Raw genomic sequence first — 21,828 nt, 5'->3', positions numbered from 1 at the left:
TGGATCGGCAGTGCCGGGCGCCCAGGAAAAAATAGCGGGCGCAGCCGAGGGCCTGGAGTGGCTTCCGGCAGGCTTGGAAAATTAAGGTATCTGTGGGCTGGGGGGTGACATGGGAAGCGGGGACAAGTGCCCGGCTGAAGGGTTCCACCGGACTCTGGCGGTTACCCCTCTCTGTGGATGCCAAGGCGGCCCGGAGCTGACAGCCTCAGGGTAAACAAGGTGCGCGGGACATGGTAAAACAGCGCCGTGCCCTTTTCCGGAGAACGCGGCGATGACGTCCAAACTTGAACAACTCAAGCCATTCACCACTGTGGTCTGCGACACCGGCAATCTGGAAGCCATCAGCCGCCTGCGGCCCGTGGGCGCCACCACCAACCCGTCGCTGCTGCTCAAGGCCTGCGCCATCCCGGAATACGCCGAGCGATTGCGTGCCGAAGGGATCCGACAGTTTGCGCGGGATCAGGAAAAACTGGAAAAGCTGCTGGCCTGCGCATGACTGCACTCTCTCCTTTGGCCCAACCACGCACGTTGGTGTTCCTGACCTACCCGCACATGGGCTTGCTCGACCTGACTGGCGCCCAGACGGTGTTCTGGGCCGCGACCAAGGCCATGGCCGAGCGCGGTTTGCAAGGTTATGTGTTGCACAACGCCAGCCTGGCGGGCGGGCTGATGCCGACCGCCGAGGGCTTGAGCGTCGACACCGTCGCCTTGGCACAGTTTGACCCCGCTGCCATCGACACCCTGGTGGTACCCGGCGCGCCGGCCATTGAGCAAGCCATGCTGGAAAATACCGCGCTGGTGGACTGGTTGCGCAACGCCTCCGGCCAGGCGCGACGGACCGCCTCGGTGTGCAGCGGCACGTTTTTGCTGGCGCTGGCGGGCTTGCTGGAGGGGCGCCGCGCGGCAACGCATTGGGCCATGTGCGAGCTGCTCAAGCAACGCTTCCCGAGCATCGAGGTGGACGTGGACGCGATCTTCGTGCAGCAAGGCCAGGTGTGGACCTCGGCGGGCGTCAGCGCCGGGATCGACCTGGCGCTCGCGCTGGTGGAGGCTGACTGCGGGCGCGAAGTGGCGCTGCAAGTGGCACGCGAATTGGTGGTGTTCCTCAAGCGCCCCGGTGGCCAGGCGCAGTTCAGCCAGGTGCTGCAAGCGCAAACCGCCGACAGTGCCAGCTTTGATGCGCTGCATGCGTGGATCAGCGACAACCTGCGCGACAGCGACCTCAGCGTCGAGCGCCTGGCCGCGCAGAGCCATATGAGCCCACGCAACTTTGCCCGGGTCTATAAGCAAAAAACCGGTCGCACCCCGGCCAAGGCCATCGAACTGTTTCGCATGGAAGCGGCGCGCCGCATGCTCGAAGACTCCCAGCGCAGCATCGACCAGATCGCCGGGCTTTGCGGGTTTGGCGATGAGGAACGCATGCGCTGCACCTTCCACCGCCACCTGGCCATCTCACCCCGCGACTACCGCGAGCGCTTTTCCAGCTAGGCCGGCAGAGGTGGCAGTCATCCAGGGTTATCTGTCCTTTCGGACAGACCCTGCTGCTTTTACAGTGATCCGGCAATGCCTTGCGGCTTATCTGGTCTCTGGAGCAACCCCATGAAACAACACATTCTGATCATTGGCGCCGGGTTCGGTGGCGTGTGGAGCGCCTTGAGCGCGGTTCGGCTACTGGATAAACACGACCGCAACGATGTGCGCATCAGCCTGCTCGCCCCCCAAGCGGAGCTGCGTATCCGCCCGCGGTTCTACGAGCCCGATGTACATACCATGCTGGCCCCGCTTGATGCGCTGTTCGACGCTGTGGGCGTGACCTTTGTGCAAGGCGCCGCCGACAGCATCGACGCCACTAATAAGCAAGTGACCTACCGCAACGCGGCCGGCATCCCGGCCACCCTCGCCTACGATCGCCTGGTAGTGGCCGCCGGCAGCCGCTTGAACCGCCCCGGCATGGACGGCATCGAGCATGTGTTCGATGTGGATCAGATCGAAGACGCCGCGCACCTTGAAGCCCATATCAACGCCCTGAAAAACCTGCCCGACACCCCGGCCCGCAATACCGTGGTGGTGGCCGGCGGCGGCTTTACCGGTATCGAGACCGCCACCGAAATGCCGGCGCGCCTGCGTGCGGCACTGGGTGAGACGGCCAACATCCGTGTGATCGTGGTCGACCGCGGGCCGCAGATTGCCGCGTCGATGGGCGATGGCATACGCCCCTCGATCATCGAAGCCAGCCAGGCACTGGGGCTTGAATGGGTACTGAACACCTCGGTCGCCTCGGTGGATGCCGGTGGCGTGACCCTGGCTGATGGGCAGCGGATTGAATCGAGCACCGTGATCTGGACCATCGGCTTTCGCGCCAACCCCCTGACCGAACAGATTGAGGGCACCCGCGATCCCCAGGGCCGCCTGCACGTGGACGCCCACCTCAAGGTCAAGGGCCAGGCTACCATCTTCGCCGCTGGCGACGTGGCCTACGCCGCCACTGACGCGCTGGGCAACTTCGCTGCCATGTCCTGCCAGCACGCCATCGCGCTGGGCCGCTACGCCGGCAACAACGTCGCCGCCGATCTGATCGGCGTGGCCCCCATGGCCTACAGCCAACCCAAATACGTGACCTGCCTCGACCTCGGCGCCTGGGGCGCGGTGTACACCGAAGGCTGGGACCGTCAGCTCAAGCTGGTGGGCCAGGAAGCCAAGGAACTCAAACAGCAGATCAATAGCGTGTGGATCTATCCACCGGCGGCGGATAGAAAGGTGGCGTTGGCGGCAGCGGATCCGTTGATCCCGGTGGCGTAGAACTTCGCGTTGCTCACCACAATGACAGGATGTGAACGGTCCAATTTTTTGATGTCATCCACTTCCCGGTTGCGATGGAGCATCGCGCAGGCTACTCTTTCAACTCGCAGCAAGTGCTGCGATTGGACTTGGCGGTCCGACCAGATATAGGCGCAACGGCGCCCCCAACACGATTGCAGGCGCTTTTTTTGCGCCCGTGATTTCGTGCAATGGCGGGTTGCGCAGGGACTTCTTCGGAAGTGCCGGGTCCTATATCCCCGGTCCGCCAACCTTGCGTAATCCGCCACCCTAATTCTGCTTGGCGGCAGAAGGTGACGGCTCACTTAGATATAGGAGCAAGAACCATGACCTCATCTGATCGGTATATGCCCATAACGGGCCCCGATTGCACCATACCTACACTGCTAATCGATACTCAGGCGCCGCTTGATGCTTTGCATGACGCAGCAGTTTTTCGTATTCGGGCAGTCACTCAAGTTCTGGAAAACCTGGCACTTCGCGATGAAATCAGCAGCGATACCGTGGTGCTGCAGGACTTCGCGTTGCTGTTGAGTATTCCATTGCGGGACGGCTGCGATTTACTGGATGTGATCGGGCGTAGGCTAAGGGCAAGGATGTCGTAACCGAAAACAGGCGACCTTACGGTCGCCCTCTATAAACTCAGCAAATCAGCAAAGCCGCATTTATTCAGCGTACCTTGTGATAGTTGGCCAAAGCATCCATATAGGCTGCTTTAACTGTCAGGCCTACAGTATCCAATACCTGCGCGTTAAGGGCAGCAAGCTTGTCACCTATCAAGCTTTGCCCCGCCTGCTTCAACTTGAGCCGGGAATGCCCAGCATATTTCGTGCCGGCGATATCCACCGTCAGGCTAACCTCACAGGCGTAATAGTCAGGAGAGTTCCAAGTCTTGACGAAGACTCTGTCGATCTCGACGCTGGTTTTGAGTGTCGAAGAGGGAGAAACGCCCACCGCACGTTTGGTGAACTCGGTCCAGTCGTCAACAGGAACGTTGGCGAACCCCTCGTAAAGGCCGACATTGTAATTAGCAGCATGCCAAACAAGCTTGCTCGACTCCTTGCAGCGCGTACACTTTTCAGCGCCAGTCACTTGCACGATGTCGGCCTGTACAACACTACTTTTGATTGCCGCCAACTCGGCCTCCGTCGAGTACGCCGCGAAGTGCAACTGGTTGGTAACGCAACCGCTGAGCCCTAACAGAACACATGCAACGATCAAGTACTTCATCAATCACCAATCCCTGTGAAATTCATTTGTTAAGCGGCACACCCTGCCCAAACCGCCGAATCGCCAGGCAATACCCCACCAACGCCAGCCCCGCCAGCAAACCGCCCGCCGCGCCGATCCAGGCGAAGCCGAAGTGGCTGCCCACCCAACTGCCCATCAACGCGCCGCCGCCGATGCCAATGTTGTAGATCCCGGAAAACATCGCCATGGCCACATCCGTGGCATCCGGTGCCAGCACCAGCACCTTGGACTGCATGGCCAGGCCAAACCCCATGATCGCCATGCCCCAGAAAATGCTCAGCCCCACCAGGTAAGACTCGGCGCCGCTCAACGGCAGCATCAGCGCCAGGCACGCGGCGAGGATAGACACTGCGCCGATCACGAACAGGTGGGGGTTGAAGCGATGCACCAGGCTGAACAACAACGAGCCGATGATGCCAGCACCACCGAACACCAGCAGGATCAGGGTCACGGCACTGCCGCCCAGGCCGGCGACGCCTTCGACGAAGGGTTCGATGTAGCTGTAGGCGGTGAATTGCGCAGTGACGGTCATTGCGGTCAGCACATAGAGCGCCACCAGCGCCGGGCGCTTGAACAGCAACGGCAGGCTGCGCAGGGAGCCGGAGTTCTGGCTGGGCAGCAGCGGCAAGGTGCGCCCCAGCCAGAACACAAGGGCGGCGGCGAAGGCGGCGATCACCAGAAAGGTGGTACGCCAGCCCATGGCCTCGCCCAACAGACGGCCCAAGGGAATGCCCAACACCATCGCCAGGGACGTGCCGGTAGCCAACAAGCCAAGAGCCTGCACCTGCTTGCCTTCTGGCGCCAGGCGCACAGCCAGTGAAGCCGTGATCGACCAGAACAACGCATGGGCCAGGGCAATGCCGACCCGACTGACCATCAGCAAGCCGAAGCTGGTGGCCACGCTGGAGAGAATATGGCTGGCGATAAACAGACCGAACAGCACGATCAGCAATTTGCGCCGTTCGACGTTGCGGGTCAGCAGCATCACCGGCAGCGAGGTCAGCGACACAATCCACGCGTAGATGGTGAGCATCAGGCCGACGCTGGCCACGGGCATGTCAAAGCTGGCACCAATGGCGCTGAGCAGCCCGACGGGGACGAATTCGGTGGTATTGAACACAAACGCGGCCAGCGCGAGGGCGATGACCGGTTGCCAATTGGCTTGGGGGGTTGCGGCTGAAAGGCTCATTGACGGGCGCGGTACTCTGACGATGATCAAGCGGCCACCCAGGACAAGCGCCGCCGCCGAACATTCTATAGGTTTCTCGCACCGCTGTTGCTGCGGATCGTCGCCCCAGGGTTTATGGCGAGGTCATGGTAATCACGTAATTGCCCGACTGAATCAGCTTGCCGGCGCGGTCTACCAGCACGTAACGCTGATCGTAATAGCGCCCCTCGCCGGTGTCCGCTACCAGCCGCACATGGGGTGCGTCGACGCTGACCACCGGCGCGACACTGCGCACCTCGATTCGGCTGCCACGACTGGATTGGGCGCAACCGCGCAGTTCCATTACCGAGCCGCTGCGCGCATTTGTCGCACACCCTGACTCGACAATCGCGCCGCTGAACCTGATGGTGCCCTGCCCCACGGTCTGGGCGGCGCCGCAGGTACTTGCCCACAGGGCCAGGAGGCCAGTCATTACCGCAACACGACGAACGTTCATGCCGACACTCCTTCTTGGGTCAGTTAAGAAGTAAGTCGTCGGCACGCCGGTTAACTTGAGCTTATTTACCCGCGAATGAGAGGTGCATCACGGATCTACCTGCCCCATCAATTCAGGAATGCTCTCCGGCCGCTGGGCATAGCGTTGGGCCAACGCCGCACAAACCATCAACTGGATCTGGTGAAACAGCATCAACGGCAAAATCAACACCCCCATGCTCGCCCCGGCAAACAGCACCTGCGCCATCGGCACGCCGGTCGCCAGGCTTTTCTTCGAGCCGCAGAACAGGATGGTGATACGGTCTTCCTGGTTAAAACCAAACGCCTTGCCCAGCAGCGTCGACGCCACCAACACCAGGGCCAGCAACACGCAGCAGGCCACCACCAACCCGCCCAATTCCCACAGCGGGATCTGGTGCCAGATGCCCTCATTGACCGCCTCGCTGAAGGCGCCGTAGACCACCAACAGAATCGAGCCCTGATCGACGAATTTCAGCCAGGCTTTGTTACGCCCGACCCAGCCACCGATCCAGCGGCTGGCGACTTGCCCGGCGATGAAGGGCAGCAACAACTGCACGCTGATTTTGACAATCGCATCGACTGTGGAGCCGCCATCCCCATGCACGTTGAGCAGCAGCGCTACCAGCAACGGCGTCAGGAAGATGCCGAACAGGCTGGACGCCGCCGCGCTGCAGATGGCCGCCGGGATGTTGCCGCGGGCCAGGGAGGTAAAGGCAATCGCCGATTGCACAGTGGCCGGCAAGGCGCAGAGGTAGAGCATGCCCATGTACAGCTCGTTGCCGATCAGCGGCGACAGCACTGGCTTGAGCGCCAGGCCCAGCAACGGAAACAGTACGAAGGTCAGGCTGAACACCAGCAAATGCAAACGCCAGTGGCCGGCACCGGCGACGATAGCCTTGCGCGACAGCTTGGCGCCGTGCAGGAAAAACAGCAGCGCGATGGCCAGGTTGGTGACCCAGCCGAACGCCACGGCGGTCTGGCCGCTGGCGGGCAGCAGTGAAGCGAGGATCACCGTGGCGATCAGGGTGAGGGTGAAGTTGTCGGGGAGAAACCGGGGCCGGGTCATAAGCAATTCTTCCAGGGGTTGCCAAGAGCGTCGCGACGACTCTAACGTAACCACCTGTTACCGACTAACGCCAATGAGCCAGTAAATGCCGCCTAAAGGACATGAAAAAGCCGTGCGCCGCAGTGTACCTGGGCTTTCCAGCCTGCCGAGGCCGGTGTACGGGCGTACTGAATCCTTGCCCAACCGGGCGCTGACACGACGCCACAGCCACCCGTGGGTGCAGTTGTCCTACGCGATTTCCGGCGTGCTGGAGATCCAGACCAGCGTCGGTCGTTTCGTCGCGCCACCGCAGCGCGCCGTATGGATTCCGGCCGGCATGCCCCATCGTGTGTTCAGTTCGCCCCATACGGAGATGCGCAGCTTGTACCTCGATTGCAGCGTCACCGCGTGGGCCGCCGAGCGTTGCCAGGTGCTGGAGGTGAGCAGTTTGTTACGCGAGCTGATCCGCAACTTCAGCCAATTACCGGTGGAATATACCGAGGACGGGCCGGACGGGCGCCTGGCACAGGTACTGCTCGACCAGCTCGCCGCCGCACCCCAGGTGGATTTGATGTTGCCGCTGCCTCACGACCCACGACTGCGGCAGATCTACCGCAGCCTGAACCTGCACCCCGAGCAGCAGACCACCTTGGGCGAGTGGAGCCGCAAACTGGGGGTCAGCGAAAAGACCCTCAGTCGGGTGTTCCTGAGTGACACCGGGCTGACATTCCGCGCGTGGCGCCAGCGCCTGCGCCTGTTGAGCGCCCTGCCCGCCCTGGAACAAGGCGAGCGGGTGACGGATGTGGCATTGGGGTGTGGCTATGAATCGACCTCAGCGTTTATCAATGCATTTCGTCAGCAGTTCGATTCCACCCCCGGTGAGTTCTTCCGCTGACCCTCCCACGACGCAAATAATCCCCAAACCCACGCTCGGCTGGTATTGTGCCGCGCTTTGAAACACAGCAACCGACTGCGAGGAATGGACGTTGAACACTGACGAAAAAATGACCGGGGACCTGTTCGAGGTTGATAAGCGCCTGTCACTCAAGCCCGTGGTGGACTTCAACGCCTACCTGCGCAGCGCCTTCGGCGACGGCCCTTGCACCTGCGTGCGCTGCACGGCCAACGGCGGCGATGAAAGCGGTTATGAGTTCCAACACACCTTCACCTTCGAGGGTAAACCGGTGCACCGTCGCTTCGCTTCGACGGCGGGGAGTGATGTGTTGATGGCGTTGAAGAAGGCATGGTTGTCGTACACCAAGGCCGAGCTGCCGCTCAGTGGAACGTTGGCGCTGGATACAGTCAAAGAGTTTGTCGAGCCACAGTGGCACAAACGCCTGGCGCCGCTGTTTGTCGCCAGTGGGTTGGTCAAGGATGTCGAGGGCCAATTGCGCATCCAGCCGCAAGCCGCAGCCTGACACAGGTTAATGTGGGAAACACCACTGTCAAAGCAAAGAAGAACCATGTGGGAGCTGGCTTGCCTGCTATAGCGGTAGTGCAGTAACAGGCGCAGGGACTGTCACGCCGCCTTCGCAGGCAAGCCAGCTCCCACATTGGTCATGCATCGCCCACAAAATCAGCGTCCGGCACAGATCCCCTGTGGGAGCGGGCTTGCCCGCGAAGGCGGCGTGTCAGTCACTGAATATTCAACTGAACCACCGCTATAGCAGGCAAACCAGCTCCCACATTTTTCCGGTTATTGGCCTAGAACCCGGGAACGCTTTGTACGCGCAACTCAGGGGTCAGTTCGTCCAGCGGCTCGGTCAGCGGCCGGTCGCTCCCACCCGGCAGCAGGATCACCTTGCGGCATTCCTCCTCGGCTTTATCAAACAGCTCATACCCCCGCGCCGCCTGCTCCAGGGGCAGCCTGTGAGTGATGATCGCCTCCGGATGCAGATGCCCCAGCTCGATGTGCTCCAACAACTCCGGTAAGAACCGCTGCACATGGGTCTGGCCCATCTTGAAGGTCAGGCCCTTGTCGAAAGCATCGCCAAACATGAAGCCATGGATAAACCCGGCATACACCCCGGCGACGCTGACCACACCACCGCGACGTACGGCGGCGATGCACTGGCGCAGCGCCTTGCCGCTGCTGCCCTCGATCTTGAGCGCGGTGAGCAGGGTTTCCGTGGTGCTGCCCTTGGCCTCGAAACCCACCGCGTCCACCACACCATCGACGCCGCGCATACCGGCGGTCTGGCGGATGATGGTGTCCGCCGGGTCTTCGTCTTCTTCGAAGTTGATCGGGATCACGCCGTACATTTTTTGCGCATAGGCCAAACGATACGGATGGTCGTCGACCATGAAGATCTGCTCGGCACCCAGCATCTGCGCGCAGGCCGCACTGAGCAGGCCTACGGGCCCGGCGCCATAGATGGCCACGCTGGAGCCTTTGCCGATGCCAGCGTTGGTCACTGCCTGCCAAGCGGTGGGCAGGATATCGGAGAGGAACAGCACCTTCTCATCCGCCAGGGTGCCGGGCACCTTGAACGGCCCGGTATTGGCCTTGGGCACCCGCACCCACTCCGCCTGGCCGCCGGGAATACCGCCATACAGGCGGCTGTAGCCAAACAGCGCGGCACCCGGTGGGATGGATTTTTTATTCAGGATCGCGCCGCGCCCATCGTTGGTGGTTTCGCAGGCGGCGAATTGCTGGAGCTGGCAGAAAAAGCAATCGCCACAGGCAATCACGAACGGAATCACCACACGGTCGCCGCGTTGCACGGCGGTGACGGCCGGGCCGGTTTCTTCGACGATGCCCATGAACTCATGGCCGAAGATATCGCCGTGCTCCACGGTCGGGATCTTGCCCCGGTACAGGTGCAGGTCCGAGCCACAGATCGCGGTGGCGGTGACCCGCAGAATGATGTCGTCGGGTTGTTCAATGATCGGATCGGGCACGGTATCCACCTGCACCTTGTGTGCGCCCTGGTAAGTCATCGCTCGCATGCTCTGCGCTCCTGCCGTTGAGGGGTTACTGATTAAGGGCGGAGCAACACCATCAGTGTTCCATCAACCTCGTTCAAGACCCGATCAATGGTCGCCGCGAGTCTGGGCCAACAGCAGGTCGACTACCTGGCGCAAGCTGGCAAGCGCATCGGCGCCGCTCGCCTGGGCCTGGGCCTCCCAGCGCAACTGCTCGGCCGCGCTGTTGCCGCGTCGCAGCAGTGCCTGCAGGGTATCGAACAGCAGCGGCTCGCCCATGGCCTCTGCGGTGGCGGCAAAGGTCTGCCGGGCGCACTGCAGCCATTGCTCAGCGCTGCCCAGGGTGCCTGCGTCGTCCAACGCGAAGGTGCCTGCGACCCCATAACGCTTGGCCTGCCAGCGATTTTCCTTGAGCAGCCAGCGCGCCTCGGCACTGAACCCGGCGCCAGGGCGCTGCATCGCGCAGGCATGGGCGACCATTACCCGAAACAGCGTGGCGAGGGCCAAGGTGTCCGCCAACCGTGGGCAGGCGTCGGTCATGCGCAGTTCAAGGGTGGGATAGCGTGCCGCTGGGCGGATTCCCCACCAGCCATTGCCATCGGCCTTGATCGCGCCGATGCGCTGTAACATGGCCAGGTAGCGCTGGTACTCGGCCCAATCGCTGAAGTGTTCCGGCACGCCCATGCGGGGCCACTCGTCGCACGCGGCCTGGCGGTAGCTCATGAAGCCGCTGGGCGCGCCGTCCCAGAAGGGGGACGAGCAACTGAGCAGCAGCAACAACGGCAACCACGGCGACACCTGGTTCATCACCGCGATACGGTCCAGCGTTTGCGGCACCTGCACATGCACATGCAGCCCGCACAACACACTGCGCCGCGCTACATATTGAATATCGTCGAACAGGTGCCGGAAATGCGCCTGATCGGTTGGCCGCTGCTCACGCCAATCGGCCAGGGGGTGGCTGCCGGCGCACACCACACCGAGGCCGAACTCAGCCAGGGATTGCGCCAGGTTGCCGCGCACTGCCCGGAAGTAGTCCGCCGCTTCGGCGCTGGAGGTGAACACCGGAGAGGCCGCCTCGATCTGGCCCTGGAACATCTCAAACGAGAAGCCCGCGCCAATCGCTTCGCGACAGGCCGCCAGCACTGCCGCCGAGGGCTCGCCGACCATCTGGCGGCTGTGCAGGTCGGTGATGAAGTATTCCTCTTCAATGCCAAAGGTGAGCATCGGGTATTCAGCGCAATCGGGTGACAGTCAGTGCGACCACGGCGATGCGCTCCACCTGTTCATAGCCTGGCTTTTCCAGTTCTTCACCGAAAACATCCGGGTCCAGTTCGCGGTAGGTCCAGCCGTAGGCGTCGCTGCCCAGCAGCGGCTTGACCGCCTCCAGGAAGGGGTCGCTGCCGGCCACCATCGCCACCCCGGTATACAGCAACAGGCTACCGCCCAGGGCCAGGCGCCCGATGGACTCACTGACGATGCGCAGCGACAACTGCTCCCCCAAGGCGCCGCCGCCATGGCGATAGGCGCGCTGGCGGTCATCTTTCATGTACGGCGGGTTAGCGACGATCAGGTCGAATTCGCCCTCCACACTGGCCAGCACGTCACTGTGGTACACGCTGACGTTATTCAGCGCGGCCAGCTCGGCATTCACCGCGGTCATGCGCAGGGCACGGGGGTTGATATCCACCGCCAGCACCTGGGCGTCATGCCGGGCTTTAGCAATCACCAGCGCACCGACGCCGGCGCCACAGCCAATGTCTACAGCGCGCTTGAGCGGCTCGAAACGCTGTTGCAGATAGGCTTCGATCACGTGGGCAAAGCGGTAGCTGTCGGGGCCGAAAAACACTGCGTCCGCCTGGTCGGTAGGATAAGGCGAATGGGCGAACAGCAGCTCGTCGAGGCTCGACCATCGCACCGAGCTGCGCCATAGCGCGCCGTGCTTTTCGATCACATCCGCTTGCTGCAATTCTTCGCGCAGGGCCTCGGGCAACAAGCCTTGATCGAACGGCATCGACCAACCGAACACATCGCGCAGCGTCATTGCCAGGGGCGTCGCCAGCCGCCGATAGACACGCTCATGGGTCAAGGGCGTTGGCGTGATAAAGCGATAACCACCCTCCTTCAACCCCCGGCCCAAATTCAACAAGGCACGATCAGCCAGTTGTTGCGCAGACATAGGCACATTCCTTAGCGCAGGCGCGCACGCAGTTGGATAAAGCGGCGAGTGGCATACAGCCCGGCAGGCGTGCAGTGACGGCGTGCCGACAGCCACGGGATCAGTGCATTGAGCTGCTGCACATCGGGCAAGTTGCACAATGACTCCGCCAGGGCCTGGGTATCAGGATCCGCGGGACGATGCTGCTCGCGGGAAAACCGGCTGCCGCGTCCCGGCCGCACGGGCGGCACGCGTTCGCTGGTAACCCATTCACCCGCAATCCAGTCATGGATCAGTTGTTTTTCATAACCGCTGAACACCCCGAACATCGCGGCGCCAGCGCCCTCGATCAATTGCCAGAAGCGGCTGTTGGCGGGGTCCTGGTTGTGTTTGATCCAGCCTTTGTCTTCGAGGGCCTTGAGGAACGCGCCGATCTGCCCAGGCTGGGCCAGCCATTGGTTGACGGTCTGCCCTTCGAAGCGGCAATAGTCCGAATGCATGTGCTGGCCGAAGGCGCGCTTGCGCTCAAGCATCGCCACCACCTCGTCCTGCAAGTTGAATTGTTTGATGATAGACGTGGTACCCAGGCCCAAATCATTCAGACGGTAGCATGCCGCCACACGGCGATAGAAGTCTACCCTGCCCTCGCCCAGCGGCAACAGGTTCAGCACCGATTGCGCCGCCTTGCTCGCGTGGCCGCTGCTGGCGTTGTCGATGGTGACATGCAGCGTGAAGTAATAAGGGTCGATACCCAGCTCACTGAGTTCATAGGCGGTGATCAACAGGTGCAGCGGCAGTTGCTCGTAACCCAGGTTGAAGCCAATGACCTCCGGCAGGAACTCGTCGGCGCACACGCCAAGCGCCAGTTGCAGCGCGCCTTGCAGGTAATGGTCATCCTCAAGGCCGGCTTCGCTGTCGGCATCGTGTTCGCTGAGCAACTTGCGGTAGATCACCACATGGTTCTGCGCGGCTTCACCGTCGCCCAATTCTTCCAGGTAAGTGGTGAGCAGGCCGTCGAAGCGCTGGTCTTGCCAATAGCGCAGCAAGCCATAGAGCCAGGCGCCGTCGACCTGTTTGGTGGGTGCCACGCGCTGCAGAAAGTACAACGCATGGGCCTTGTTCTGGAAATACCGTCGTGGCCCCCCTTGCTGGCGCTGCTCAAGGTAGTCGGCATAGGCCTGGGCCACCTCGGCGCAGCGTTGCTCGACCCAGGCCATCAGCTGTTCGGGCGCCTCAGGCAAGTCGCAGTCGGTGTCCTCTACCAGGGCCAATTGATCGTGCAGGTATTCACGCGCCAGTTCGGTGGCGTCTTGGGTTTCGCCATGCAGCTGTTGGTAGACCCGTTGATGGCGGCCCTGGGCCGAGTCGGTGAGAGAGGCCGGCTGGCCAGACAGCGCTGTAAGGAGTGTCATGATGGCAGTTTCCGCAAAGTCCGTTACAACGGGCCTCCCACAAGGTGGCCCCGCAAGAGCGCTCAACATCACGCGCTTCTAAAATGCAGAGCCTCGGGGCGTGCGGAAAATTCAAATGAGGTTGGGTTGGGAGGGATAAGCGGTCGTTTGTCAGGGCTCACAAAACCAAAAAATGCCTGTAGGAGCGAGCTTGCTCGCGAAAAACGTCAACGATAACGCGTGCTTCCTGAATAAACGCGGCGTCGGTGAGTTCTTCGCGAGCAAGCTCGCTCCTACAGGGGTTGAGATGGCGCTGTTACTTACGCGCCGCCTCCCACTGCTTGAGCAGGTCGTTGTAGTTCACGGTTTCGCCCTTGGGCTTTTCGTTGGCCAGTTTCGGCTTCGGTGCACCCGGCTGGTCGAACCAGTATTGCGCGTCACGCTCGGGGTTCATTTTCGGGCCGCACACCGGTTGCACCTTGGAGCGTTCCAGGCGCGTCATGATCGCATCCTGCTCCTTGGCCAGGTTGTCCAGCGCCTGTTGCGGGGTCTTCTCGCCGCTGGCCGCTGCGGCGATATTGCTCCACCACAGTTGCGCCAGGCGCGGGTAGTCCGGCACGTTGGTGCCCGTCGGGGACCACTCGGTACGGGCCGGGCTGCGGTAGAACTCCACCAGCCCCCCGAGTTTGGGCGCCATGTCGGTCATGGCCTGGGAGTTGATATCGGACTCACGAATCGGCGTCAGGCCAACGATGGTTTTCTTCAGCGACACCGTTTTTGAGGTCACGAACTGCGCGTAGAGCCAGGCCGCGAGTTTCTGCTTTTCGGGCGTGGACTTGAGGAAGGTCCAGGAACCTACGTCCTGATAGCCCTTCTTCATGCCCTTTTCCCAATACGGCCCGACTGGGGACGGTGCCATGCGCCATTTCGGCGTACCGTCGGCATTCACCACCGGCAGGCCCGGTTTGACCATGTCGGCGGTAAACGCGGTGTACCAGAAGATCTGCTGGGCGATGTTGCCCTGGGACGGCACCGGGCCGGATTCGGAGAAGGTCATGCCCGCCGCTTCCGGTGGCGCGTAGGCTTTCATCCAGTCCACGTATTTCTGCGTGGCGAATACCGCCGCCGGGCCGTTGGTGTCGCCGCCGCGGGTGACGCTGGAGCCCACCGGGTGGCAGTCCTCTACACGGATGCCCCACTCGTCCACCGGCAAACCGTTGGGCAAGCCTTTGTCGCCGCCGCCGGCCATGGAGAACCAGGCATCGGTGAAACGCCAGCCCAGGGACGGGTCTTTCTTGCCGTAGTCCATGTGCCCATAAATGCGCTTGCCGTCGATTTCCTTGACGTCTTCGCTGAAGAACTTGGCGATGTCTTCATAAGCCGACCAGTTCACCGGCACGCCCAGGTCGTAGCCGTATTTCTCCTTGAACTTGGCCTTCAGCTCCGGCCGCTCGAACCAGTCGGCGCGGAACCAATAGAGGTTGGCGAACTGCTGGTCGGGCAACTGGTAGATCTTGCCGTCCGGCGCGGTGGTGAAAGACAGGCCGATAAAGTCCTTGAGGTCCAGGGTGGGCGAGGTGAAATCCTTACCTTCGTTGGCCATCAGGTCGGTGATGGACTCGGTCTTGCCGTAGCGAAAGTGCGTACCGATCAAGTCGGAATCGTTGACCCAGCCGTCATAGATATTCTTGTCGGATTGCATCTGGGTTTGCAGCTTCTCCACCACGTCGCCTTCCTGCAGCAGGTCGTGGGTCAGCTTGATGCCGGTGATTTCACTGAAGGCCTTGGCCAGCACCTTGGATTCGTATTCATGGGTGGTGAGGGTTTCCGACACCACGTTGATCTTCATCCCACGGAACGGCTCCGACGCCTTGATAAACCACTTCAACTCCTCCAACTGCTGGGCTTCGGTAAGGGTCGAGGGTTTGAACTCGCTGCCGATCCATTTTTTCGCGGCATCTTCATACGCATCAGCCCAGGCCGAAGCGCTCAAACCACTGAGGGCCAGTACGGCGGCCAATGAAATGCTATGTCGCAGCTTATTGTTTTTATTCAACATAGAGACCTCCAGGTTAATTTCAAACGGGGCTTGTAGGAGCGAGCTTGCTGTGGCGAGGGAGCTTGCTCCCGCTGGGCTGCGAAGCGGCCCCAAAATAGATATCCGAGTCGGTTATCGGTTTGGGAGTGCTGCGCACTCCAGCGGGAGCAAGCTCCCTCGCCACACAAGCCCGTGCACAGCTAGCCCCAACGCATCACACTCAACAGCCAAACAAGGGAGAGCGCGGACGCCACCCAGATACTCCAGTCGGTAACGCCAATGACCAGCAAATGCAGGTAGGCGCTACCGAGAAGACCGATAAACAAGCGATCGCCACGGGTGGTGCTGATCGGCAGCAAACCGCGCCGCGGGATACTCGGCGAACGTAATTCCCAAGTGGTCATGCCCGCCAGAATCAGGGCAATGCCGCCAAAGAACAGCGCAGTGGGGGTGGTCCAGGCCATCCATTCCATCATCGACTCCTCTAGACCCGGCCCAAGGCAAAGCCCTTGGCCACGTGGTTGCGAACAAACCAGATCACCAGCATGCCCGGCAGGATGGTCAACACCCCCGCCGCTGCCAGCACGCCCCAATCAATGCCGGAAGCCGACACCGTACGGGTCATTACCGCTGCGATGGGTTTGGCGTTGACCGAGGTGAGCGTGCGCGCCAGCAGCAGTTCTACCCAGGAAAACATGAAACAGAAAAACGCCGTGACGCCGATACCGGAGCCGATCAGCGGGATAAAAATCTTCACGAAGAACTTGGGAAAACTATAGCCGTCGATGTAGGCGGTTTCGTCGATTTCCTTGGGTACGCCGGACATGAAGCCTTCAAGGATCCATACCGCCAACGGCACGTTGAACAGGCAATGGGCCAGGGCCACGGCAATGTGCGTGTCGAACAACCCGATGGAGGAATACAGCTGGAAAAACGGCAGCAAAAACACCGCCGGCGGCGCCATGCGGTTGGTCAGCAGCCAGAAGAACAGGTGCTTGTCACCCAGGAAGCGATAGCGCGAGAACGCATACGCCGCCGGTAGCGCCACGCTCAGGGAGATCACCGTGTTCAGGCTCACGTAGTACAGCGAGTTGAGGTAGCCGGTGTACCAGCTCGGGTCGGTGAAGATCACCTTGTAGTTGGCCAGGGTGAAATCCTGCGGAAACAGGGTCAGGCCGCCGAGGATTTCGGTGTTGCTCTTGAAGGACATGTTCAGCAGCCAGTAAATCGGCACCAGCAGGAACAGGATGTAAACGAGTAGTGGAATCAGCTTGCGCTTGCTCATGTTGGCGGCCTCAGCGGTTGGCGTCGGAATGGGTCATGGCGGTGTAGAACAGCCAGGACACCAACAGGATGATCAGGAAGTACACCAGGGAAAACGCCGCCGCCGGGCCCAGGTCGAATTGGCCGACGGCCATTTGAGTAAGCGTCTGGCTCAGGAAAGTGGTGGCATTACCCGGCCCGCCGCCGGTGAGCACGAAGGGTTCGGTGTAGATCATGAAGCTGTCCATGAAGCGCAGCATCACCGCGATCAGCAGCACGCTTTTCATCTTCGGCAACTGGATATGTCGGAACACCGCCCAGGCCGATGCACGATCAATCCGCGCAGCCTGGTAGTACACGTCCGGAATGGCCCTTAAACCTGAGTAGCACAGCAGCGCCACCAGTGAGGTCCAGTGCCACACGTCCATGACCAGTACGGTGACCCAGGCGTCCATGGTGTTGGCCGCATAGTTGTAGCTGATGCCCAGGGCGTTGAGGGTCGAGCCCAGCAGGCCGATGTCGGCACGGCCAAAAATCTGCCAGATAGTGCCGACCACGTTCCACGGAATCAGCAAGGGAATGGCAAGGATGATCAGCACCAGCGAGGACCAGCGGCCCTTGGTGGGCATGGTCAGGGCGATGGCGATGCCCAGCGGGATCTCGATCAACAGCACGCAGGCCGAGTAGATGAACTGGCGCAGCAGCGAGTCGTGCAGGCGTGGGTCGAGCAGCACCTGCTTGTACCAGTCGGCCCCGACGAAATAGCGGCTGGATTGGTCGAAAATGTCCTGCACCGAATAGTTGACCACGGTCATCATCGGGATCACCGCACTGAACGCCACCAGCAGGAACACCGGCAACACCAGCCACCAGGCCTTGTTGTTCTGCACTTTGTTCATGGCGCCACCTCCAGCAGGTAATCGTCGGCGTAGAGCATCAGCCATTGCGTCGGGAAGCTGATGGAGGCCTTGCCTTCCGGCACCGGCTTGTCCTCGGCCAGGCGCACCTTGAGGGTGGCGCCGTCGAGGTTGAGGGTCATGATCTTGTAGGTGCCTAGGTCCTCCACATGTACGACGTCGGCTTGCAGGGCGTCAGGGTTGTACTCGTCCCATACGTGGATAAATTCCGGACGAATGCCGACCTGGAGCTTTTTGTAGTCGGTGGTGTTGAGACGTTGCTGCATCGCTTCGGACAGCGGCAACAGGGTATTGGCGAACCCTACACCGCCAGCCTTGGCCTGCACCTCGATCAGATTCATCCCAGGGCTACCGATGAAGTAACCGACAAAGGTGTGGCTGGGCCGCTCGAACAATTCACGCGGCGTACCGAACTGCACGATCTGCCCGCCGTACATCACCGCGATCTTGTCGGCGAACGTGGAGGCCTCCAGTTGATCGTGGGTAACGTAGACCATGGTGATATTGAACTGCTCGTGAATCTGCTTGAGCTTGCGCCGCAGTTTCCACTTCAGGTGCGGGTCGATCACCGTCAGCGGCTCGTCGAACAGGATCGCCGACACGTCATCGCGTACCAGGCCACGGCCCATGGAGACTTTCTGTTTTTCGTCGGCGGTGAGGTTACGGGCTTTTTTGCTCAGCAGGTTTTGCAAGTCGAGGACTTCGGCGATCTCCTGCACCTTGCTGTGAATTTTCGCTTCGGCCATGCCCTGGTTGCGCAGCGGGAACGCCAGGTTGTCGAACACCGTCATGGTGTCGTACACCACCGGAAACTGGAACACCTGGGCGATATTGCGCTTTTCCGGGGTCAAGTCGTTGACGACTTGGGTATCGAACAGCACCTGGCCTTCGGACGGGCTGAGCAGGCCGGAAATGATATTGAGCAGCGTGGACTTGCCGCAGCCCGACGGCCCGAGCAAGGCGTAGGCACCGCCCTGCTCCCACACATGATTCATTTCCCGAATGGCGTAGTCTTCTGGACCTGTGGGTGTAGGACTATAGCTATGGGCCAGGTTGCGCAAATGGATCTCGGCCATCAGGCAACCCTCGCGACACGGCGCCCGGGGGCCTGGACCAAGCGACCCTGACCATCGAACACAAACAGTTTATGGGTGGGGATATACACGCGGATCGGCGCGTCGACATCGTATTCATGTACCCCCGGCAGGTGCAGCACCAGGAGGAAATGCTCACTGCGCACATGCAGGAAGGTTTCCGAGCCGCTGATTTCGGCGACTTCCACGGTCACCGCCAGCTCCAGGTCATCATCGTTGCTAGGCACCAGGCTGATATGGCTGGGGCGCACGCCAAAGCGGAATTCGCCTTCGCCGATAGGACGCAGGTCAACGTTGAGTGGGAAATGCACGAAATTGGCGAAGCTCACTTCGTTGCCGCTGATGCGCCCTGGCATCAGGTTGATCGGCGGCTCAGAGAACAGTTCAGCGGCGAGGACGGTTTGCGGCTGGTGGTAGACCTCGGCGGCCTTGCCGCTCTGGATTACCCGCCCCTCGTGAAGAATGGTGGTGGTGCCACCCAAGGCCAGGGCTTCGTTGGGCTCGGTGGTGGCATATATCGCGATGGTGTGGCGCGCCTTGAACAGTTCGCGCATTTCCTGGCGCAGCTCTTCGCGCAGTTTGTAGTCCAGGTTGACCAGCGGCTCATCGAACAGAATCAGTTCGGCATCTTTCACCAGGGCGCGGGCCATGGCGGTGCGTTGTTGCTGGCCACCGGACAATTCCAGGGGGTGGCTCTGCAGGAATTTCTCGATGCGCAGCATCTTGGCGGTTTCCAGCACCTTGCTCTGGATCACCTCCTGGGACACACCGGCCTGGCGCAACGGCGAGGCGATGTTTTCGAACACGGTCATGGTCGGGTAGTTGATGAACTGCTGGTAGACCATCGACACATTGCGCAGGCGTACCGGCTTTTGCGTGACATCCACGCCGTTCATCAGGATGCGACCGCTGTCGGGCTTGTCCAGGCCGGCCATCAAGCGCATCAGGCTGGTCTTGCCGGACAGGGTGCGACCGAGCAGGACGTTGAAAGAACCGGCTTCGAACCGCAGGTTGGCGTCGTCGATCCAGGTTTGGCCGTCGACAACGCGGGAGACATGTTCCAGGGTCAATGACATGACACGACCTTTTTTATTATTGGAATGAATCTGGTGCGTTGTCAGAGCGAGTTTCGTGCCAAAACCGCAAGCGCTTGATGTGTAAGGAGATGGGTGAATCATGATGTTCAGGCGTGAACAATCCGGCTGAACAACTGAACACTGCCGGGGTTGACAATGAACAGTTGTGAACAACACTTTATGCGCGACGAAGATCAAATGTGGGAGCGGGCTTGCCCGCGATGGCGGTGCATCAGTTTGTAGATGGTGTGCCTGACCCTCTGCCATCGCGGGCAAGCCCGCTCCCACATTGTTCGATGTCCGACATTAGATGGCGCAAGACCCGACAACAATAATAAAGAAGGTCGCACGATGGCCGAACCCTTGACCCACGACACCCTTATCCAGGAATCCTGGCGCCGTTGCCGCGCCTACGGCCTGGACCACCAGAGCGCCCCCAGCTTTGACCAACTGCCCGCCGAAGGCATTCGCCAGCTCCTGGAAAGCCAGCATTCCCTGGTGCAGACCACCCACCAGGAAGTATTGCCCTACTACGAGAACATCCTCAGCAATTCCAATTGCCTGATCATGCTGGCCGACAATCAGGGCCAGGTGCTGACCTCGTGGGGCACCCAGCGGTTTATCGAACCCACGCTGGCCCGTGGCTTCAGCCCCGGCGCCAGTTGGATGGAACGCGCCAGTGGCACCAACGCCATCGGCACCGCACTGGCCTGCGCCCAGGCCGTGCATATTGAGCACGATGAACACTTCCTCAAGGCCAACCGCTTCATGACCGGTTCCGCGGCACCGATTTTCGACGCCCAGCGCGAAATCATCGCGGTGCTGGACGTGTCCAGCGACAGTTACCTGCCGCCCTCCCACACCCTGGGCATGGTCAAGATGATGAGCCAGACCGTGGAAAACCGGCTGATCCTCAACCTGTTTCGCGGCGAACATTTCCAACTGACCTTCAACACCGGCCTGAGCAACCTCGACAGCCAATGGGCCGGCCTGCTGATCTTTGATGAAAGCGGCCAGGTGCTCTCGGCCAATCGGCGTGCGGATAACTTGCTGGGCATCAGCCTCTCGCGGGTGATGATCGACGGTCTGTTCAAGGTGTCGCTGCTGGAGTTGCTCAACCAGCCGGAAGGGCTTCCCTTTGCGTTGCAAGCGGCGGGACGCAATCGGTTCCAGTGCCTATTGAAGCGCCCCAGGCAGATGCCGGTGCAGGCCCGGGTGTTCAGCCAACCGCAGCCGCCAGCACCGACCTCGATCAACCTCCAAACCCTGCATTTTGGCGATGTGCGCGTGGAAAAAGCCGTGCGCCAGGCCGAGCGCCTGCTGGAAAAGGACATTCCGTTGTTGATTCACGGCGAGACCGGCGTGGGCAAAGAGGTGTTCGTCAAAGCCCTGCACCAGACCAGTTCCCGCAGCCGGCAGGCGTTAATCGCAGTGAACTGTGCGGCGATTCCCGCAGAACTGGTGGAATCGGAACTGTTCGGCTACGAAAAAGGCGCCTTCACCGGCGCCAACCAAAAAGGCAGCATCGGTCTGATCCGCAAGGCCGACAAGGGCACGCTGTTTCTCGACGAAATCGGCGATATGCCGCTGCCCACCCAGGCCCGCCTGTTACGGGTATTGCAGGAGCGCTGTGTGCAGCCGGTGGGCAGTAGCGAGGTATTCCCAGTGGACTTGCGCATCATCTCGGCGACCAACCGCGCACTGCGCGAGCTGGTGCAGGCCGGGCGCTTTCGCGAGGACTTGTACTACCGCATCGGCGGCCTGACCCTGGAATTGCCGCCGTTGCGCGAGCGTACCGACAAGCAGGCGCTGTTCCAGCAACTGTGGCAGCAACACCGCGAGCCGACGCAATGGGCCGGGCTGAGCGCCGAAGTGCTGAGGCTATTCGAGCAACACCCGTGGCCGGGGAATTTACGCCAAGTGAGCAGCGTGTTGCAGGTGGCGCTGGCAATGGCCGAGGAGCAGCCGATCCGCGCAGAGCACCTGCCCGATGATTTTTTTGTGGATTTGCAGGCGACAGTGCCGCTGTCTAAACCTGAACACTTGGATGAAAGTCTCGACCTGAGCCAGCGCCTGGAAGCCGTGGGCGGGAATATTTCCCACCTGGCGCGAGAGCTGGGGGTGAGTCGCAACACCCTGTACAAGCGCCTGCGCCAACACGAAGGTTGA

The 21,828-nt window shown here is 61.2% G+C and carries 20 protein-coding genes and 1 pseudogene; 7 read left to right on the top strand and 14 right to left on the bottom strand.

What is annotated here, in order from left to right:
- Window positions 1-271: 271 nt before the first annotated feature.
- From OC445_RS21785 to OC445_RS21770, 4 genes and pseudogenes are all read left to right on the top strand, one after another.
- Window positions 272-430 (top strand): annotated as a pseudogene (locus OC445_RS21785) (transaldolase family protein); the annotation flags it as partial.
- 62 nt (window positions 431-492) lie between these two features.
- Window positions 493-1,488: a GlxA family transcriptional regulator gene (locus OC445_RS21780; RefSeq protein ID WP_198790512.1), complete on the top strand. Its 996-nt coding sequence runs from the start codon at window positions 493-495 to the stop codon at window positions 1,486-1,488.
- Between the two features lie 111 nt (window positions 1,489-1,599).
- Complete coding sequence (locus OC445_RS21775; protein WP_198790513.1) at window positions 1,600-2,799, top strand: NAD(P)/FAD-dependent oxidoreductase; 1,200 nt, start codon at window positions 1,600-1,602, stop codon at window positions 2,797-2,799.
- 365 nt (window positions 2,800-3,164) lie between these two features.
- Complete coding sequence (locus tag OC445_RS21770; RefSeq protein ID WP_032897892.1) at window positions 3,165-3,422, top strand: hypothetical protein; 258 nt, start codon at window positions 3,165-3,167, stop codon at window positions 3,420-3,422.
- A gap of 64 nt (window positions 3,423-3,486) precedes the next feature.
- On the opposite strand, the gene OC445_RS21765 is transcribed toward OC445_RS21770, so the two are convergent.
- The 4 genes from OC445_RS21765 to OC445_RS21750 form a co-directional block, all read right to left on the bottom strand.
- On the bottom strand, window positions 3,487-4,047 hold the full coding sequence (locus OC445_RS21765; RefSeq protein ID WP_198790514.1) for a hypothetical protein: 561 nt from the start codon (window positions 4,045-4,047) through the stop codon (window positions 3,487-3,489).
- Between the two features lie 22 nt (window positions 4,048-4,069).
- Window positions 4,070-5,257 (bottom strand): sugar transporter, encoded by a 1,188-nt coding sequence (locus OC445_RS21760; protein ID WP_198790515.1) that lies wholly within the window; start codon window positions 5,255-5,257, stop codon window positions 4,070-4,072.
- Window positions 5,258-5,369: 112 nt separating this feature from the next.
- Window positions 5,370-5,732: a type 1 fimbrial protein gene (locus OC445_RS21755; protein WP_096143849.1), complete on the bottom strand. Its 363-nt coding sequence runs from the start codon at window positions 5,730-5,732 to the stop codon at window positions 5,370-5,372.
- Between the two features lie 87 nt (window positions 5,733-5,819).
- Window positions 5,820-6,818: a bile acid:sodium symporter family protein gene (locus tag OC445_RS21750; RefSeq protein ID WP_034127750.1), complete on the bottom strand. Its 999-nt coding sequence runs from the start codon at window positions 6,816-6,818 to the stop codon at window positions 5,820-5,822.
- 85 nt (window positions 6,819-6,903) lie between these two features.
- On the opposite strand from OC445_RS21750, the gene OC445_RS21745 reads away from it, so the two are divergent.
- Both OC445_RS21745 and OC445_RS21740 read left to right on the top strand, forming a co-directional pair.
- Window positions 6,904-7,692, top strand: coding sequence for an AraC family transcriptional regulator (locus OC445_RS21745; RefSeq protein ID WP_032896737.1), 789 nt, complete (start codon window positions 6,904-6,906; stop codon window positions 7,690-7,692).
- Window positions 7,693-7,783: 91 nt separating this feature from the next.
- Window positions 7,784-8,215 (top strand): hypothetical protein, encoded by a 432-nt coding sequence (locus OC445_RS21740; protein ID WP_198790517.1) that lies wholly within the window; start codon window positions 7,784-7,786, stop codon window positions 8,213-8,215.
- Between the two features lie 286 nt (window positions 8,216-8,501).
- Here the strand turns inward: OC445_RS21740 and OC445_RS21735 are convergent, their stop codons facing one another.
- From OC445_RS21735 to OC445_RS21690, 10 genes are all read right to left on the bottom strand, one after another.
- Window positions 8,502-9,746, bottom strand: coding sequence for a zinc-dependent alcohol dehydrogenase (locus OC445_RS21735; RefSeq protein ID WP_060764787.1), 1,245 nt, complete (start codon window positions 9,744-9,746; stop codon window positions 8,502-8,504).
- Window positions 9,747-9,830: 84 nt separating this feature from the next.
- A complete protein-coding gene (locus OC445_RS21730; RefSeq protein ID WP_198790518.1) occupies window positions 9,831-10,949 on the bottom strand; it encodes a carboxylate-amine ligase in 1,119 nt (372 codons plus the stop codon).
- Between the two features lie 7 nt (window positions 10,950-10,956).
- Window positions 10,957-11,901, bottom strand: coding sequence for a methyltransferase (locus OC445_RS21725; RefSeq protein WP_105227128.1), 945 nt, complete (start codon window positions 11,899-11,901; stop codon window positions 10,957-10,959).
- Between the two features lie 11 nt (window positions 11,902-11,912).
- Window positions 11,913-13,292, bottom strand: coding sequence for an iron-containing redox enzyme family protein (locus tag OC445_RS21720; RefSeq protein WP_262020351.1), 1,380 nt, complete (start codon window positions 13,290-13,292; stop codon window positions 11,913-11,915).
- A gap of 295 nt (window positions 13,293-13,587) precedes the next feature.
- Complete coding sequence (locus OC445_RS21715; protein ID WP_003192009.1) at window positions 13,588-15,330, bottom strand: ABC transporter substrate-binding protein; 1,743 nt, start codon at window positions 15,328-15,330, stop codon at window positions 13,588-13,590.
- A gap of 179 nt (window positions 15,331-15,509) precedes the next feature.
- Window positions 15,510-15,782 (bottom strand): DUF2160 domain-containing protein, encoded by a 273-nt coding sequence (locus OC445_RS21710; RefSeq protein WP_014718862.1) that lies wholly within the window; start codon window positions 15,780-15,782, stop codon window positions 15,510-15,512.
- A gap of 11 nt (window positions 15,783-15,793) precedes the next feature.
- Window positions 15,794-16,594 (bottom strand): carbohydrate ABC transporter permease, encoded by an 801-nt coding sequence (locus tag OC445_RS21705; RefSeq protein WP_003192012.1) that lies wholly within the window; start codon window positions 16,592-16,594, stop codon window positions 15,794-15,796.
- Between the two features lie 10 nt (window positions 16,595-16,604).
- A complete protein-coding gene (locus OC445_RS21700) occupies window positions 16,605-17,471 on the bottom strand; it encodes a carbohydrate ABC transporter permease (protein WP_003192014.1) in 867 nt (288 codons plus the stop codon).
- A complete protein-coding gene (locus OC445_RS21695; protein ID WP_032902868.1) occupies window positions 17,468-18,565 on the bottom strand; it encodes an ABC transporter ATP-binding protein in 1,098 nt (365 codons plus the stop codon). Before OC445_RS21695 ends, OC445_RS21700 begins: the two co-directional genes overlap by 4 nt.
- A complete protein-coding gene (locus tag OC445_RS21690; protein WP_198790520.1) occupies window positions 18,565-19,659 on the bottom strand; it encodes an ABC transporter ATP-binding protein in 1,095 nt (364 codons plus the stop codon). Before OC445_RS21690 ends, OC445_RS21695 begins: the two co-directional genes overlap by 1 nt.
- 351 nt (window positions 19,660-20,010) lie before the next feature.
- Here OC445_RS21690 and OC445_RS21685 point away from each other — a divergent pair, with 351 nt between their 5' ends.
- Window positions 20,011-21,828, top strand: coding sequence for a sigma-54-dependent Fis family transcriptional regulator (locus OC445_RS21685; RefSeq protein ID WP_198790521.1), 1,818 nt, complete (start codon window positions 20,011-20,013; stop codon window positions 21,826-21,828).

Origin of the sequence: Pseudomonas sp. Pse35 (assembly GCF_024519715.1) — a bacterium.
Classification (GTDB): Bacteria; Pseudomonadota; Gammaproteobacteria; order Pseudomonadales; family Pseudomonadaceae; genus Aquipseudomonas; species Aquipseudomonas paracarnis.
This window is presented reverse-complemented; position numbering and strand designations above follow the sequence as displayed.